Source organism: Celerinatantimonas diazotrophica (assembly GCF_004339545.1).
In the GTDB taxonomy this organism is placed as follows: Bacteria; Pseudomonadota; Gammaproteobacteria; order Enterobacterales; family Celerinatantimonadaceae; genus Celerinatantimonas; species Celerinatantimonas diazotrophica.
In genome coordinates this window covers 373,255-388,870 of the sequence record NZ_SMGD01000012.1, presented here as the reverse complement: position 1 = coordinate 388,870, position 15,616 = coordinate 373,255, and the positions used below count along the sequence as shown (strand labels likewise).

The following is a 15,616-nucleotide window of genomic DNA, read 5'->3' as shown; positions in this document are numbered from 1 at the left end:
AGAGCGATCAAAAAAGCCCTGTAAAGACAGGGCCCAAAATGGTGACTCTGCGAACTCACAATGACTGAATAAGTACATTGGCAGTTCGATGTTCCATAAATGATATCCGACTGATTTTATGATGATTTTTTAGTTAGTCGCCGCATACAAAGAATTATTATCTCCAGCTTTAATAACCAGAGCAAGTAATTTTTATTTGCCACAGAAGCAAATACTACCCATAGTTAAAGATTGGATCTAGTCAACATCGCACCATTTAATAACTCGCTTATCTTGTTACATTTTTTCAACTTAAGCTTGACCGTCTCAATGATGCTAGCTAGGATTTCGGCAAATCAACAAGGGCGATACCAATGACTGAACTTGCTCCGGCCATTTCCTTGATAGCCGCCATTTCATTGGCAGCCCAATGGATTGCTTGGCGACTTAAACTTCCTGCGATTTTATTTTTGCTCGCGGCAGGGCTGTTACTCGGTCCTATAACAGGCGTGTTACATCCGGATCAATTACTCGGTAAGCTGCTTTTCCCGATTGTTTCCATTGCTGTAGCGATTATTTTGTTTGAAGGTGCGCTAACATTGCGCTTTCATGAAATTAAAGGTCTGGTGAAGGTCGTCTGGAATTTGGTGAGTATTGGCCTGATTTGCACCTTCATTATTTTAGCCTTTGCCTGCCATCTACTGCTTGGGATCTCTGTTGAAGTCTCGATGCTGTTCGGTGCGATTATGGTGGTCACAGGCCCTACCGTCGTGACCCCCATGCTGCGGACCATTCGCCCACGAGCTGAGCTCGATAAAATTCTGCGCTGGGAAGGGATTATTGTTGACCCACTCGGTGCTATTTTTGCAGTACTCATGTTCGAGTTTGTCATCATTCAAGCCTCTCAAGAAGCAGCGGTACACAGCCTTGCAATTATTAGCAAAACCATTGGCTTGGGGGGAACATTGGGCCTTGGCGCTGGCTATGCGATAGCGGAAACCCTTAAACGGGGTTGGCTCCCCATGTATTTGCGCAAAGTTGGAGTGCTAGCCATTGTGTTACTGGCATATTCACTGAGCGAGCACTTGCAACACGAGTCTGGGCTACTCACGGTCACCGTCATGGGGATGGTGCTGGCCAATCGCTCAGATATCGACATCGGCGATATCATGGAATTTAAAGAGGATCTGTCGGTGATCCTCATCTCAGCATTGTTTATTCTATTAGCGGCCCGAATTAACTTAAATAATCTGGTCGCTTTAGGCTGGCCGTTACTGGCGCTGTTAGCCGTTGTGCAATTTGTGGCCCGACCCATTTGTGTCTTAATCAGTGCCTCAACCCCTAAGCTAAACTGGAAAGACCGCGCCTTTTTATCGTGGATTGCGCCAAGGGGCATTGTTGCTGCCGCGGTCAGTTCACTGTTTGCATTGCGTCTCGAACAGGCTGGGATTCCAGATGCGAGTAAACTCGTATCGCTGTCGTTTGCGGTCATCATCGCCACAGTCGTTTTGCAAAGTTTAACCGCAGGACCAATTGCCCGAATGCTTGGCGTTGTCCAGCAAGCTCCGCGTGGCATATTAATTTTTGGTGCAAATACGCTAGCACGTTCTATCGCTAAAGCTCTGCAAAAAGCTAATTTTGAAGTATTACTTGCTGACCCGGTTTGGGAAAATTATCGCTTGGCTCGAATGGATGGACTCAACGCTTATTATGGCAACCCGCAGTCAGAACAAGCTGAAGCGACACTTGATTTCTCTGGCATTCATCAGGTCTTAGCGCTTTCTCCTAATCGCCACCAAAACGCCATTGCGATTACTCACTTTGCTTATCTGTACAATAGCGAACAAGTCTATTCAATTCGCTCAACTCAGGGCAAAGGGTTTGCGAATCAAGAAAGCGCCACGTTCCGAGCCCGGCAAATTCTGTTTTGGGAAGACTGCACGTTTACCAAACTGAATTCACTACTCAAGCAAGGCTGGCAAGTGAAGCTGACCAAACTTAATGAGACCTTTACTTGGAAGGATTACTCAAATCGCCAGAAAGAAGCTTTACCGTTATTTATTGTCGACCAAAAAGATCAACTGAACCCAGTTGTCAACCAAAGTCAGGTGCCACAACCGGGAGAAACACTCATTGCTTTATCCCCACCGAACGAGTCCAAAGTAACGGCTCATTCTACGGCTAATTAATCAAGCTTATGACCGTTCACCCTGTCATCATAATTTAGCACCATTTAAACGCGCCCAGAACTCATTCAAGTTCAGGCGCGTTTAATTGACTTAGCAAGCTTCATTTAAGCATCACGAGCATATGCCGCAGCTTGCGCAAATAACTCATCATCAGGACGCTGGCCCGTATACAGCGCAAATTGCTCGACTGCTTGCAATGCAAACACTTCACTGCCTTTAATGACGGTTTTACCTTGACTTTGGGCCCGCCGAATCAATGGCGTAAACTCAGGCATCGCCACAACGTCAAAAACGATCTGAGCTTGATCAACCATCACCTCTGGAAATGACAAATCTTGTTCATTAGCCCCTTGCATCCCAATTGGCGTGACATTAATTAAAAAATCTGCCTCAAGCATCTCGGTTGTACTTTGCCAGTTGTACCCATACAAATCTGCCAACTGTTTGCCAGTGGTTTTATTGCGAGCGACCACGGTGCCGCTATTAAATCCGGCCTGCTTTAATGCACAAGCCACCGCTTTTGCCATGCCACCACTACCATACAAGGCAAAGGTCAGATCGGTTGATACTTGATAGCGTTTTAACAATGCTTCAATCGCGAGATAATCAGTATTATAAGCGCTTAAATAACCATTATCGTTGACAATCGTATTGACCGATTGAATCACGTCAGCCGAATGATTCAACTCATCAACATAAGCAATCACTTGCTCTTTAAACGGCATCGAAATGGCGCAACCTCGAATGCCCAACGCACGAATGCCCGCAATCGCAGATTTTAAATCAGATGTCGTAAAGGCTTTGTATAAATAATCCAGCCCCATCGCTTCGTAGAGATAATTGTGAAAACGAGTTCCAAAATTACCAGGTCGTCCCGCCAATGACATACATAAAGTTGTATCTCTGGTGATTTGACGCATATGAGCATGCTCCTTTTTCTCAGACAGTGAGCAATCATCGGCTGATTATCACTGCTTATCGTCAAGTGTTTATCCCACAACTTTATAGATCCCCCCCATAAGCGCAAGCAACTTTAAACGACCTCAATTTAGCAATGTATAAAAAACCCCGATAAAACTGTGATCAAGAGCAATAAGTCTATTTACATTTGATAGCGATTAGTCGGCGAAGGCGTACGCCAATTTTCCTTGAGAAGAAACCAATTTAGCTAGTTGATGTTTATTAAAATGACGCAATTCGCCAAGCTCTCCAACACGGAGCTCTTTCGCCTCAGCTTGGACTAAATATAGTATTTGGAGCTAACTTAACCATTTTATGCACGCTAACAGCCGTTACCATAGCGCTAACATCAGAAGAACGTTTATGGGATCGAACTGAAACCGACTGACTTGGTAAGCAACGTCTTGAATACCCACTTCAGGTTGGGTTGGATGTGAGTAGTCCTATCATGAATTATCAGCTAAGAAAGTCCGGTCAAAATCGGCAGAAGCATTGAACGCAGCATTGTATTTTGCCCACCCATAATAGCTCTTGGAGATGAGGTGCATGCGAAAACGCCAATGGTTTGCTGAGGCAATCTGTATAGAAAGGGACGAACTTGAGAACGGTGACGAAGAACGATATAGAGTTTGCTCAATCATCGTCCAAAAAAGTGTTTAAGGTTCAAGCAGTATTTTTAAAGCAATAATAATGACCGTTTGAGATCAGAAAGTGTCGCACTTTGAAGTTGAATTCGGGGATGAATAATCATGCAGGATATAAAGAATATTGGAGCGGCACACGAGGTTCGAACTCGTGACCTCGACCTTGGCAAGGTCGCGCTCTACCAACTGAGCTAGTGCCGCATCATCGATGTCTCTAGATTTGGAGCGGCACACGAGGTTCGAACTCGTGACCTCGACCTTGGCAAGGTCGCGCTCTACCAACTGAGCTAGTGCCGCTTCACAATTGCAAAAACACGAGAATTCTCATGCCTTACAGGGCTGCGAATTATACGAGAAAAATCGTCCTTGGCAACCCCTTTTTAAAATTTTTAGCCATTTGCTTTAAAAATGATTATTTTGCATCCAGATTAAAAAAAGTATGCTGATAATGTTGTAATTCAGTGATCGATTCACGAATATCGGCCAAGGCTAAATGAGTGCCTGTTTTCTTCACACCTTCTAAAAGTTCGGGACGCCAACGTCTTGCGAGTTCCTTAATGGTGCTAACATCAATATTGCGATAATGAAAAAACTGCTCAAGTTCAGGTAAGTGCACAGCCATAAAACGACGATCTTGACCAATCGAATTGCCACACATCGGTGACACCCCTTCAGGTAACCACTGGCGGAAAAATTCTAAACACTGGTCGCTCGCCTGTTGCTCATCAATATCACTTGCTCGAACACGCTCAACTAACCCTGAACGTGTATGATGAGTCGTGCACCACTGGTCCATCGCATCAAGTTCAGATTCATCTTGATGAATCGCGATAACTGGCCCTTCGGCGAGAATATTAAGCTGTGAATCGGTGACAATGGATGCGATTTCAATCACTTTATGCTGCAGTGGATTGAGTCCGGTCATCTCCATATCTACCCAAATCAGGTTTGTTGCACTTACTGTCATAATTCACCTTTTAACACTAAAATTTTCTGTCTAACGCAAATGCGTTATCATAGACCTTTATCTTAACAGTTTAAAAGCGACATTGTGGCCAAAAAAAAGCGACTCAATCAGGGTCAACTACGCAGAATGCGGGTCAATGCCCAAAAACGTCTCCACAGCGAAATAAGCTATGAGTGGAATGACGAGCAGCTTGGCAAGAGCGAGGATGGCGTTGTCATCAGTCGCTTTGGTCAGCACGTTGATATTCAATCAGAGCATGGGGAAATATTTCGCTGTAATATTCGTCGAACAGTTGACTCGTTAGTCACCGGCGACGAAGTCTTATGGCGTCGCGGCCAGGAAAGTCATTCGGGCATTAAAGGTGTCGTCGAGGCTGTTCAGAGCCGCCGTAGTGAATTATCTCGGCCGGATTATTATGACGGTCTCAAAACGATCGCCGCTAATATTGATCAGGTAATCATTGTTAGCGCCTTAAAACCGGATTTTTCCAGCGACATGATTGACCGCTATCTGGTTGCAATTGAGAACTCCCACCTTAAACCGGTTATTTTACTCAATAAAATAGACTTGCTTGACGATACACTCCGGCCTCAAATTTCATCTATTTTAGAGCAATATCAATCGCTTGGTTATCAAACCTTATACGCGAGCAGCAAAACCGAACATGGCTTAGATGCGCTTAACGAGCAGCTTAGAGGCCAAACCAGTATTTTTGTCGGCCAATCGGGTGTTGGTAAATCATCCCTGGTGAATATGTTACTACCGCAAGTTTGTGCGCAAACGCAAGAGGTATCAGATAACTCCGGTTTAGGCCAACACACCACCACTGCAGCACGTTTATATCCCCTGGCAGATGGCGGGCGGTTGATTGACTCTCCTGGCATTCGCGAATTTTCGCTCTGGCACCTAGAATGTGATGAAGTCACTTATGGTTTTCGGGAATTACGACAATTGCAGGGACACTGTAAATTTAGAGACTGTAAGCATCAAAATGATCCAGGCTGCGCCTTCGTAGAAGCAGTTAAGAAAGGTGATGTCAGTCAATGGCGTTATCAAAGTTATTTGCGTATTTTGCAAAGCATGATAGAAAAACGCCCTGCACGACATATTCCCCCACGTTAATTTTTTATGAGGTTTACAACACGTGCTTGATAAATTACAAGTCGCTTTTCAGTACATTCTTCCCAAAAAGTGGTTATCACGATTATTGGGATATTTGGCATCTGCTCGATGTGGGCGCATCACCACTTGGGTGATTCATCAGTTTATTCGTTATTATAAAGTGGACATGAGCGAAGCGTTAGATAGTAATCCGCAGAACTATCCGACCTTTAACGCATTTTTCACCCGTGAGCTCAAACCCAATGCTAGGCCACTGGTTGAAGGTGACACGACATTGGCACTGCCGGTAGATGGTCGCGTTAGCCAGGTGGGTCCGGTGCGCTTTGACAGGCTCATTCAGGCCAAAGGCCACGACTACAGTGCTCGCGAACTGCTCGGGGGTGATGAAGCTCTCGCCAATGAATTTGCCGATGGCCAGTTTGTCACGATCTATCTTTCTCCCAAAGATTATCACCGCATTCATATGCCCATTGATGGGACACTGCGCACTATGGTCCATGTGCCAGGAGAGCTGTTTTCGGTTAACCCGGTCACCGCACAATACGTTCCTGAGTTATTTGCCCGGAATGAACGGGTTGTCACCATCTTTGATACGGCCATTGGCCCTATGGCGATGGTTTTAGTCGGTGCGACAATTGTTGCCAGTATCGAAACGGTTTGGGCGGGAACCATTGCCCCAGCAGGCGGTCAGGTCAGTACTTGGCAATACCAAACACCGACCCAAGTTAGCTTGAAAAAAGGCGAAGAAATGGGCCGATTTAAATTAGGCTCCACCGTCATTTTATTGTTTGGCCGAAAAGCCATTGAACTGGCCAGTGCAGTTCGTCGTGGTGAAGTCACCCGAATGGGGGCTCATCTAGGTGATTTTCGCACTGAACCTGAATCAGAGCCGGAGCCTTGGCCTGAGACGGAAACTGAGACTGAGTAAAATATTGCCAGAATAACCTTAGTTGCTCCGGTACTTGGGTACTGGAGCATAACTGCCAACGCCAATGTGCTGGCAACAAGCGCTGGTAATCGATCTGGGTAAAACGATCGTCCACTAAAATAACGGTACCGATGTCCTGCTCACTTCGAATCAAACGCCCAACCGCCTGCACCACTCGTTGCATGCCAGGATACTGATAGACAAGCGCAAAGCCATTCTCACCGCGCTGATCCAAATACCTTCGCTGGCATTCATTACTCGGATTAAACTGCGCTAACCCCACGCCGACCACCATAACACTTGAAAGCTGACGCCCACTTAAATCAATCCCTTCTGAAAAAATCCCCCCTAGGACTGCAAATCCCAAAGTGGGCTGATCGGTATTAGCAAGCTCTGCTATAAACTGCTCTCGCTCGCTGTCATTCATATGTGGACTTTGTAGCAACAACGCTAAACGGTCATCGATAAGCTCAGCGACGCTTTGCAAATAAGCAAAGGATGGGAAAAAAACCAGCTGATTGACTTGCTGGGTTGTAAAACTTTGCTCGATTAAGCGGGCCAGCGGCAGATAACTTTGTTGACGGTGACGATAACGTGTAGAGATATCACCAATCAGGAAAATCCCCTGTGATGATGGGTCATAAGGACTAGGTAAACAAAGCTGGTAATGGTCATCATTCAATCCGAGCGAACTTGCAGAGCTGGCCAGCGGTTGCAAGGTTGCAGAAAACAGCACAACTGAATGAGCATTTCCCCAGCGTTTTTTCAAAAGTGGCGCAGGATCCAAACACGTCAATTTCAGTAACACAGTTCCAGGCCGCTCGCCTTGTGTGCTGTCACAGCGTTCTAACTGATAGCGATAAACTTCGCTAAATTGCTCACTTAACTCCAGTAATTGATAAACCTCAAAATAAACCTCCAATAATGCCTCATCCAGCGAGCCATATTGCGCCAAATACTGCTCACAACTGAAGCAAAAACGCCGAGCCGCTCGAAGTAAAGCTTGCGGTGGCTCAAGGGTCACCAGATGCGAACCATCATTTAAAGAAGCATTAATTAACCGGGTCAGTTGACGGCGTAATGACGTTAAAGATCGAGCGATTGAGCTGTCATAATGCGCTTTAGCAATACGCTTCAATCGTAACTGATTCAGCTGGGCACTGTAGAGTGATTTAGCTCGTTTGCAAACATTGTGTGCTTCATCAACCAGAAGTGCATAACGCTCTTGTTGCGCCTCGGTCAACCAGCTTAACGAGCCTTCATTATCCAGCCCATAGTTATAATCACCGATTATGACATCAAACCACGGAGCCAACATCTGAGCTAAAAAATAGGGGCAAATTTGCTGCTCTTTTGCCTGCTGCTCAAGCGTTGCAAAATCAAGTATTGAAGTAGTTAATAGCGATTCTCCAACAGTATAAAATTTATCATAAAAATTAGTAGCATAGGGACAACTTGGCAAGCAAGCACCGGTGGGATTTAAACAGGCACGCTGCTTCCCCGTAAGGACGATAGCCCTTAACCTCGCGCCTTGTTCGTTCAATTGTTCAACTGTTTTTAAAGGTAGATACTGGGTCGAGTTTTTAGCACTCAAATAAACAACTTTATCAATACACTGGCCTAACTGACGTACCGCCGGAAATAGTGTGGCTAATGTTTTACCAATCCCGGTTGGCGCTTCAACCAACAGTTGTTTGCCCTTGGCAATAGTGCGATAAACTCCCGTGGCTAACTCGCGTTGCCCCTGACGAAATTGCGAATAAGGAAACGCGAGTGTCTGTAAAGCCGTATTGCGTTCAGTTTTTAGTTCATCGAAACACAATTGCCAGCGAATAAACCGCGTAAACCAGTTTTCGACTTGCGCACTATCCTGCTCATGCTGATAATCTCTTTGATGCTGAACCAAGACTTTGCCAGCCTCATCAAGGTAGGTTAAAACCAGCGACACCGCATCGGTCTCATTCACTTTGCACCACAGATAGGCATAGATGTAAAGCTGAGAAAAATGAACACTACGCTGGGCATCACTGACTTGATCGGCATTCATTTTAAGCGTTTTGATCTCTTCTAAATAATCACGCCCATCAGATGTAACCCCGGCACCATCAGCGCGACCACTAATATTTAGAATGGCTAATTCATTTTGCCAACGACCCGTTAATTTTAGTTCGCGTTGATAGTGGTTTCCTTGACGCCGCTGATATGCTTTCTGCGCCATAATTCCAGCCATACCGGTTGGCGCAGGTAAAAAACGACTATCAAGCGAGCCATTATTAGCAAAGCGCTCACACAGCTGGCGAACCCCTACCCGAAACGAGTGCATCAGGCACGCTCAATACCAAAACTGACCACGTCGCTCAGCTCGCTTTTCTCAAGTGCTAGCATAAAAACGCGATCTAGTCCTAAAGCAACACCTGAACAATCTGGCAAACCTGCACCCAGCGCACTAAGCAGATTTTCATCCAACGTCATGACTGGTAGATTATTTTCTGCACGCAACTGATTATCACGTTCAAAACGAGTTCTTTGTTCTTGAGCATCACTGAGTTCATGAAAACCATTCGCCAGTTCAACCCCTTTAAAATACACTTCAAAACGTTCTGCGACTCTGGTGTCATCCGGACTGACGCGGGCCAGAGCCGCTTGGGAAGCGGGAAATAAATCGATAAAACAAGGACGCTCTCGGCCGATATTAGGCTCAACACCGAGTGCAAACAAAATTTGCAGTTGACTGTCACGATTGTGTTCTTCACATAACAGTTGTTCAATTGCAAATGTTTTGCCCGCCTGAATAATCTGTTCACGGCTGGCACTCAGTGGATCGATACCCAAATATTGCATGAATGCATGCTGATAACTCATCCGCTCACCTGGGTCACATTTGAGTAATCGCATCAGTAATTGGTCCATTTCATCCATCAGCTGCTGATGGTTAAAGCCAGGGCGGTACCACTCCAACATAGTAAATTCTGGATTATGAATACGCCCGGCTTCTTCATTGCGAAAACTTTTACAAATTTGATAAATAGCGCCACTGCCAGAGGCGAGTAATCGCTTCATATGAAATTCCGGTGACGTCTGTAAATAGAGCGTTTTACCATCTGCAGCTCCAGGGCCGACAAATTGAGTTTCAAAATTACGCAGGTGTAAATCACTGACGCCATATTGACTTAACGCCGGGGTTTCAACTTCTAATACGTTACGTTCGCTAAAAAAAGACCGAATAGATTGCAACAACTTAGCTCGTTGCCGCAGTACTTGAATACTTGCAGAAGGTTGCCAGTTAGCAGAATACACGGCTGCTTGATTACTCATGAAATAATTGCCTTTTCTGTCAGAAACATGCTCAGGATGTGAGCAAATCCAAATTCAATTAACTAATGTTAAGAGGAACAACAAACTGTTGACTTCAATCAACAAGTCCTCCGCAGGGCAAGCCACAATACAAAGAGTATATTAACCGTCAAGGAGAACCCCGTGAAACTGATTCAGACGGACGTTGCTATTATCGGAGCCGGAGGAGCTGGTCTGCGCTGCGCAATCGAGATCGCCCGCACCGAACCCGATCTTAACATTGCTTTAATTTCCAAAGTATACCCGATGCGCAGTCATTCCGTCGCAGCCGAAGGTGGCGCCGCCGCTGTCGTACAAGAGAATGACAATTTTGACAATCATTTTAATGACACTGTCTCAGGAGGCGATTGGCTGTGCGATCAGGATGTCGTCGATGAATTTGTCAAACGCTGCCCACAAGAGCTCACCCAACTTGAACACTGGGGCTGTCCATGGTCACGTAAACCTGACGGTTCAGTGAATGTTCGTCGCTTTGGCGGCATGAAAATCGAACGCACTTGGTTTGCCGCCGATAAAAGCGGCTTTCATATTCTGCATACATTATTTCAAACCTCCATGCAGTATCCCTCGATTCACCGTTTCGATGAACATTTTGTGGTCGACCTGATCACGAATGACAACCAGATCCAAGGGATTTTAGTCATCGACTTGATGGAACACGAAGCCAAGTTAATTCAAGCCAAGTCGGTTATTATCGCCACCGGCGGTGCTGGTCGGGTATATCGCTACAATACCAATGGCGGCATCGTCACCGGCGATGGTATGGCATTGGCATATCGCCATGGTGTTGCGTTGCGAGATATGGAATTTGTGCAGTATCACCCGACCGGGCTGCCCGGCACGGGAATTCTAATGACCGAAGGTTGCCGTGGTGAAGGTGGAATTTTAACCAACAAAGATGGTTATCGTTATCTGCAAGATTACGGATTAGGGCCAGAAACCCCGATTGGGCAACCCAAAAATAAATACATGGAACTCGGTCCTCGTGATCGACTCAGCCAAAGTTTTTACCAAGAAGCTCAAAAAGGTCGGACGATTCAGGGGTCTCTTGGCGATTACGTCAACCTTGACCTTCGCCACTTAGGTGCCACCTATCTAAAAGAACGCTTGCCATTTATCTGTGAGCTGGCTAAAGCTTATATGGGCATTGACCCAATAAAAGAGCCGATACCAGTGCGTCCAACCGTGCATTACACCATGGGCGGGATAGCAACAGACGGCCACTGTGCCACCAGCATGCAAGGGCTATATGCAGTGGGCGAATGTGCCTCTGTTGGGCTACATGGCGCCAATCGTTTAGGGTCTAACTCCTTAAGCGAAATTATTGTCTTTGGTGCTATCGCCGGCCAACAAGCTGCAGAATATGCCAAAACGAGCACCTTTAGTGATGCCAATATACTTGAACAGCAGGCCCAACAGAGCCTTGATCAGGTAATGGCTTTGAAAAATCCAGATGGCGACGAAGACCCAGCCACATTGCGCAATGAAATGGGCGATTGCATGGAAGCGGGCGTCGGCATTTACCGCACTAGTGAAGGAATGCAACAAAGTATCGAAAAATTAACAGAGCTTAAGCAGCGCTACAAAAACATCAAATTAACCGACTCATGTAATGTCTATAACACCGAGTGGCTCTACGCCATTGAGTTAGGTTATTTGCTCGATGTAGCCCAAGCGATGGCCGTCAGTGCTTGGCACCGCAAAGAATCGCGAGGCTCGCACCAACGTTTAGATGGCTATGAGCAACGTGATGATGAAAACTTCCTGAAGCATACTTTGGCATTCTACCAAAACGAGCAATTGCCAAAAATCGAATATTCAGATGTCACAATTACTAAATCACAACCAGCAACTCGCTCTTATGGCGCGGCCTCTGAACAGGCAGCCAGCGAAACGAAGGGAGCATAATGATGGCTGAAGAACTCACGCTACATATCCAACGCTATCGTCCCGGTTACGATAGCGAACCAACCCTGCAGGACTTTCAAGTTCCTTACACCAAAGAGATGTCGCTGTTAGAGGCACTGGGGTACATTAAAGACAATCTTGATTCATCGTTATCTTATCGCTGGTCCTGTCGCATGGCTGTTTGTGGCAGTTGCGGGATGATGGTAGATGACATCCCCAAACTTGCTTGCAAAACATTTCTGCGCGATTACGTCGACCAAGGAGAAATGACAGTCGCACCTTTAGCGCATTTCCCCATTGAGCGAGATTTAATCGTTGATATGAGCGGATTTGTTGAAAAACTACAAGCCGTTAAACCCTATATCATTACCGAGCAGCCCCGTAATGTTGCCGATGGCTGCACCACCCAAACGCCTGCACAATTGGAACGTTACAAACAATTTTCAATGTGCATTAATTGCGGTCTATGCTATGCCGCATGCCCTCAATACGGACTGAATCCAGATTTTACCGGTCCTGCGGCACTGGCACTCTTACATCGCTATAACCTTGATAGTCGCGATGAAGGCAAAGCGCAGCGGATGGAAGTCCTCAATCAAGAAGACGGAGTTTGGAGCTGTACTTTTGTCGGATACTGCTCACAAGTCTGCCCCAAAGATGTTGACCCAGCTGCCGCAATTCAACTCGGAAAAGTGGCTAGCAGCAAAGACTATCTATTACATCTAATCAAACGGGAGAAATAAGTATGTCGATTCGTCAACCCTATATTCGCCCGATGAAGCATAACTGGTGGCTCAAAAACAGTTTCTATCTGAAATACATGATCCGTGAAGGCTCGTCGATTGCGACCGCCATTTACAGCTTGGTTTTATTGTGTGGTCTATTTCGTCTAGCACAAGGAGAAACAGCTTTTGCCAATTGGCTGCATGCCATGCAAAGCCCGGTCGCCATTATCTTTCATCTGGTTGCGCTGTTTTGGGTCCTTTACCATAGTGTGACTTGGTTTAACTTGGCCCCCAAGGCAGCTGATCTCTGGTTTAAAGATAAAAAAGTGCCCGATAGTGTCATTGTGAAATCAATGTATGCATTACTGGCGATTGTCAGCCTACTCATTTTAGTCATTGTCAGTATTTAGGGGGAGCTATGAAACGTTCTAATGAGCCAATTTTTTGGGGATTGTTTGGTGGTGGTGGAATGGTCACGGCAATTGTCATCCCTGTGTGCATTCTCATCACAGGGTTACTGATTCCGCTTGGACTGCTCAACAGCGATACCTACAGTTTTGCACGTGTTGCAACATTAGCCAGCCACTGGCTGGGAGCGCTTATTTTATGGGTGATCATTAGCTTACCCATGTGGCATGCAATGCATCGCATTTATCATGGCTTGCATGATTTAGGCGTCAGGACATGTGCACTGCATAAATGGTTGTGTTATGGGCTAGCCTTGATTGTCACCATCGCCAGCGCCGTTTTGCTCCTGCAAATGCTAATGCGCTAATCAAACAAAAAGCCTGCAAAATGCAGGCTTTTTGTAACAATAGGGTTTACATAGCCGATTTATTTACCAACACGGCTAACGTATTCACCACTTCGAGTATCCACTTTAATCACTTCACCAATCTGGATAAACAGTGGGACGCGTACCACTGCACCGGTGTTTAACGTCGCGGGTTTACCGCCAGTACCAGCTGTATCACCTTTGAGTCCAGGGTCTGTATCAGTCACCTCTAACTCAACAAAGTTTGGCGGAGTAACAGCAATAGGCGCTTCATTCCAAGTGGTAATCACACAAGGGTCTTGTTCAACTAACCATTTATCATTATCACCGACTGCTTTCGCATCTGCGGCAATCTGCTCAAAAGTATTATTGTCCATGAAATACCAGAATTCGCCATCGTTATACAGATAGGCCATTTCCATATCCATGACATCGGCTCCTTCAACAGTGTCACCAGACTTAAACGTTTTTTCCAGTACTTTACCGTTGAGTAAGCGACGCAGTTTAACACGGTTAAACGCCTGTCCTTTCCCTGGCTTTACAAATTCATTTTCCAGGATGGCACATGGTTCGCCATCGAGCATAATCTTTAGCCCGGAACGGAATTCATTGGTACTATATGTTGCCATTATGTCCTCTTAAACCAATTATTCATTTTTCAAATGACGCAAATTGTAACCCGAAACCGCCATAGTTTGCATAACTATTGGCAAAAAGAGCTAGCAGATGTGATCACATCCGTCGATGAGCTCCTTGAACTGGTTGGTCTCAACCCTGATGATTATGTCGAAGACCGCAAAGCAAAACAGCTTTTTGCACTGCGGGTACCGCGCTATTTTGCTAGCCTCATTGAGCCAAACAATCCGGCCGATCCGCTGCTACGACAAGTTTTGCCGATGCATCAGGAATTTATTGAAATGCCCGGATTTACAAGCGATCCGCTTCAAGAGCAACAAGGACCAGTGCCCGGACTTTTGCACAAATACACCAATCGAGTGTTGCTGATTGTCAGAGGTGGCTGTGCCATTAATTGTCGGTATTGTTTTCGTCGCCATTTTCCATATCAAGATAATGCTCCGGGCAGCCACGGTTGGCAGGCCGCGATTGATTACATAGCGCAACGCACTGAGATCAACGAGGTGATCTTCTCTGGGGGTGACCCCTTAATGGCCAATGACCGCCATCTAGCCAAACTCATTCATGCGCTCGCTGAAATTCCACATTTGAAACGGCTGCGAATTCACTCGCGCCTGCCAGTCGTTATACCAAGTCGCATCACTAACGAATTGGTTGAGCTCCTAGCAAAATGCCGACTCAAAACGATTTTGGTGACTCACATCAACCACCCGAATGAAGTCAGCCAAACTTTGACAGAAGCACTAAAACCACTCAAATCACGTGGTATTTGGTTGCTAAACCAAAGTGTCTTATTAGCCGGGGTAAACGATGATGCACAGACTTTAGCCAACCTCAGTGAAGCCCTCTTTGCCAGCGATATTCAACCCTACTATTTACATCTGCTCGATAAAGTCACAGGCGCCACTCATTTTGATGTTAGCCATCAGGATGCAGTTGCCATAATGCACCAGCTTTATGAACTCTTACCTGGTTTTTTAATTCCCCGACTCGTGCGTGAGGAGCCACATAAACCCAGTAAGACCCCTCAGGATCTCGGATTAAGTCTGTTATAATGGCTAATCAGAAATTTCAACCAAAGATGAGTCATGAATCAAGAAAAAGTCATCGAGCAGCTTAAGATTAATATTAAAGCCATCTATCACAAAGCAGTTGATGCCGATAAAGTTATCAGTGCTCAGCAAGCGGATGGATTGGGTCAGTTCGATAAAATCTTCGTTAATGACAGTCCATTTAGCACTGAAGCAGATCATTTTTTGCCCTATGTCGAGGAACTCGCCAATGATCTACTCAGATTGCAACAGTGTGAAGATGAACAAGATTTTAAAAAAGTCTTAGAAACATTAGTGGTTAAAATCGAACTAGCCCATAAAACATTGGCATCATTTAAACAGCTATTAGGCTAGGGACTGTTGACCTCTTGGAAGCA

At 45.7% G+C, this 15,616-nt stretch carries 14 protein-coding genes and 2 tRNA genes; 9 read left to right on the top strand and 7 right to left on the bottom strand.

The genetic code is table 11. The annotated features are described in order from the left end of the window. Nucleotides 1-353: 353 nt before the first annotated feature. Nucleotides 354-2,168, top strand: a complete 1,815-nt coding sequence (locus tag EV690_RS08030; RefSeq protein ID WP_131912471.1) for a cation:proton antiporter — start codon at nucleotides 354-356, stop codon at nucleotides 2,166-2,168. 104 nt (nucleotides 2,169-2,272) lie between these two features. Here the strand turns inward: EV690_RS08030 and EV690_RS08025 are convergent, their stop codons facing one another. The 4 genes from EV690_RS08025 to orn all read right to left on the bottom strand — a co-directional run bounded on the left by EV690_RS08025 (nucleotide 2,273) and on the right by orn (nucleotide 4,739). After that, entirely contained in the window at nucleotides 2,273-3,088 is an 816-nt protein-coding gene (locus tag EV690_RS08025) for a shikimate 5-dehydrogenase (protein ID WP_131912470.1), read from the bottom strand. Between the two features lie 809 nt (nucleotides 3,089-3,897). Beyond that, nucleotides 3,898-3,973: transfer RNA gene (locus EV690_RS08020), tRNA-Gly, on the bottom strand. A 20-nt stretch (nucleotides 3,974-3,993) separates the two neighbouring features. Next, nucleotides 3,994-4,069, bottom strand: a tRNA-Gly gene (locus EV690_RS08015). 115 nt (nucleotides 4,070-4,184) lie between these two features. Beyond that, entirely contained in the window at nucleotides 4,185-4,739 is a 555-nt protein-coding gene (orn, locus tag EV690_RS08010) for an oligoribonuclease (RefSeq protein WP_131912469.1), read from the bottom strand. An 84-nt stretch (nucleotides 4,740-4,823) separates the two neighbouring features. Here orn and rsgA point away from each other — a divergent pair, with 84 nt between their 5' ends. Together rsgA and asd are read left to right on the top strand one after the other, a co-directional pair. Further along, a complete protein-coding gene (rsgA, locus tag EV690_RS08005) occupies nucleotides 4,824-5,861 on the top strand; it encodes a small ribosomal subunit biogenesis GTPase RsgA (RefSeq protein WP_131912468.1) in 1,038 nt (345 codons plus the stop codon). A gap of 22 nt (nucleotides 5,862-5,883) precedes the next feature. Further along, nucleotides 5,884-6,789 (top strand): archaetidylserine decarboxylase, encoded by a 906-nt coding sequence (asd, locus tag EV690_RS08000; protein ID WP_131912467.1) that lies wholly within the window; start codon nucleotides 5,884-5,886, stop codon nucleotides 6,787-6,789. Here the strand turns inward: asd and EV690_RS07995 are convergent. Continuing rightward, complete coding sequence (locus tag EV690_RS07995) at nucleotides 6,698-9,112, bottom strand: ATP-dependent DNA helicase (RefSeq protein WP_131912466.1); 2,415 nt, start codon at nucleotides 9,110-9,112, stop codon at nucleotides 6,698-6,700. The genes asd and EV690_RS07995 overlap by 92 nt on opposite strands. Beyond that, nucleotides 9,112-10,104 (bottom strand): elongation factor P--(R)-beta-lysine ligase, encoded by a 993-nt coding sequence (epmA, locus tag EV690_RS07990; RefSeq protein WP_131912465.1) that lies wholly within the window; start codon nucleotides 10,102-10,104, stop codon nucleotides 9,112-9,114. Before epmA ends, EV690_RS07995 begins: the two co-directional genes overlap by 1 nt. 162 nt (nucleotides 10,105-10,266) lie before the next feature. On the opposite strand from epmA, the gene frdA reads away from it, so the two are divergent. The 4 genes from frdA to frdD are packed head-to-tail and all read left to right on the top strand — an operon-like array spanning nucleotide 10,267 to nucleotide 13,551. Then, a complete protein-coding gene (frdA, locus tag EV690_RS07985) occupies nucleotides 10,267-12,051 on the top strand; it encodes a fumarate reductase (quinol) flavoprotein subunit (protein ID WP_131912464.1) in 1,785 nt (594 codons plus the stop codon). Between the two features lie 2 nt (nucleotides 12,052-12,053). Continuing rightward, nucleotides 12,054-12,794 (top strand): succinate dehydrogenase/fumarate reductase iron-sulfur subunit, encoded by a 741-nt coding sequence (locus EV690_RS07980; RefSeq protein WP_131912463.1) that lies wholly within the window; start codon nucleotides 12,054-12,056, stop codon nucleotides 12,792-12,794. A 2-nt stretch (nucleotides 12,795-12,796) separates the two neighbouring features. After that, nucleotides 12,797-13,186 (top strand): fumarate reductase subunit C, encoded by a 390-nt coding sequence (locus EV690_RS07975; RefSeq protein ID WP_131912462.1) that lies wholly within the window; start codon nucleotides 12,797-12,799, stop codon nucleotides 13,184-13,186. A gap of 8 nt (nucleotides 13,187-13,194) precedes the next feature. After that, on the top strand, nucleotides 13,195-13,551 hold the full coding sequence (gene frdD, locus EV690_RS07970) for a fumarate reductase subunit FrdD (RefSeq protein WP_131912461.1): 357 nt from the start codon (nucleotides 13,195-13,197) through the stop codon (nucleotides 13,549-13,551). A gap of 59 nt (nucleotides 13,552-13,610) precedes the next feature. Here frdD and efp read toward each other — a convergent pair whose 3' ends face one another. After that, the gene (gene efp / locus EV690_RS07965) at nucleotides 13,611-14,180 is read right to left on the bottom strand and encodes an elongation factor P (protein ID WP_131912460.1); all 570 of its coding nucleotides are present in this window, start codon (nucleotides 14,178-14,180) and stop codon (nucleotides 13,611-13,613) included. A 33-nt stretch (nucleotides 14,181-14,213) separates the two neighbouring features. Between efp and epmB the strand changes: the two genes are divergently transcribed. Next, nucleotides 14,214-15,242, top strand: coding sequence for an EF-P beta-lysylation protein EpmB (epmB, locus tag EV690_RS07960; protein WP_131912459.1), 1,029 nt, complete (start codon nucleotides 14,214-14,216; stop codon nucleotides 15,240-15,242). A 33-nt stretch (nucleotides 15,243-15,275) separates the two neighbouring features. After that, complete coding sequence (locus EV690_RS07955) at nucleotides 15,276-15,593, top strand: hypothetical protein (RefSeq protein WP_131912458.1); 318 nt, start codon at nucleotides 15,276-15,278, stop codon at nucleotides 15,591-15,593. The last annotated feature ends 23 nt before the right edge of the window (nucleotides 15,594-15,616 follow it).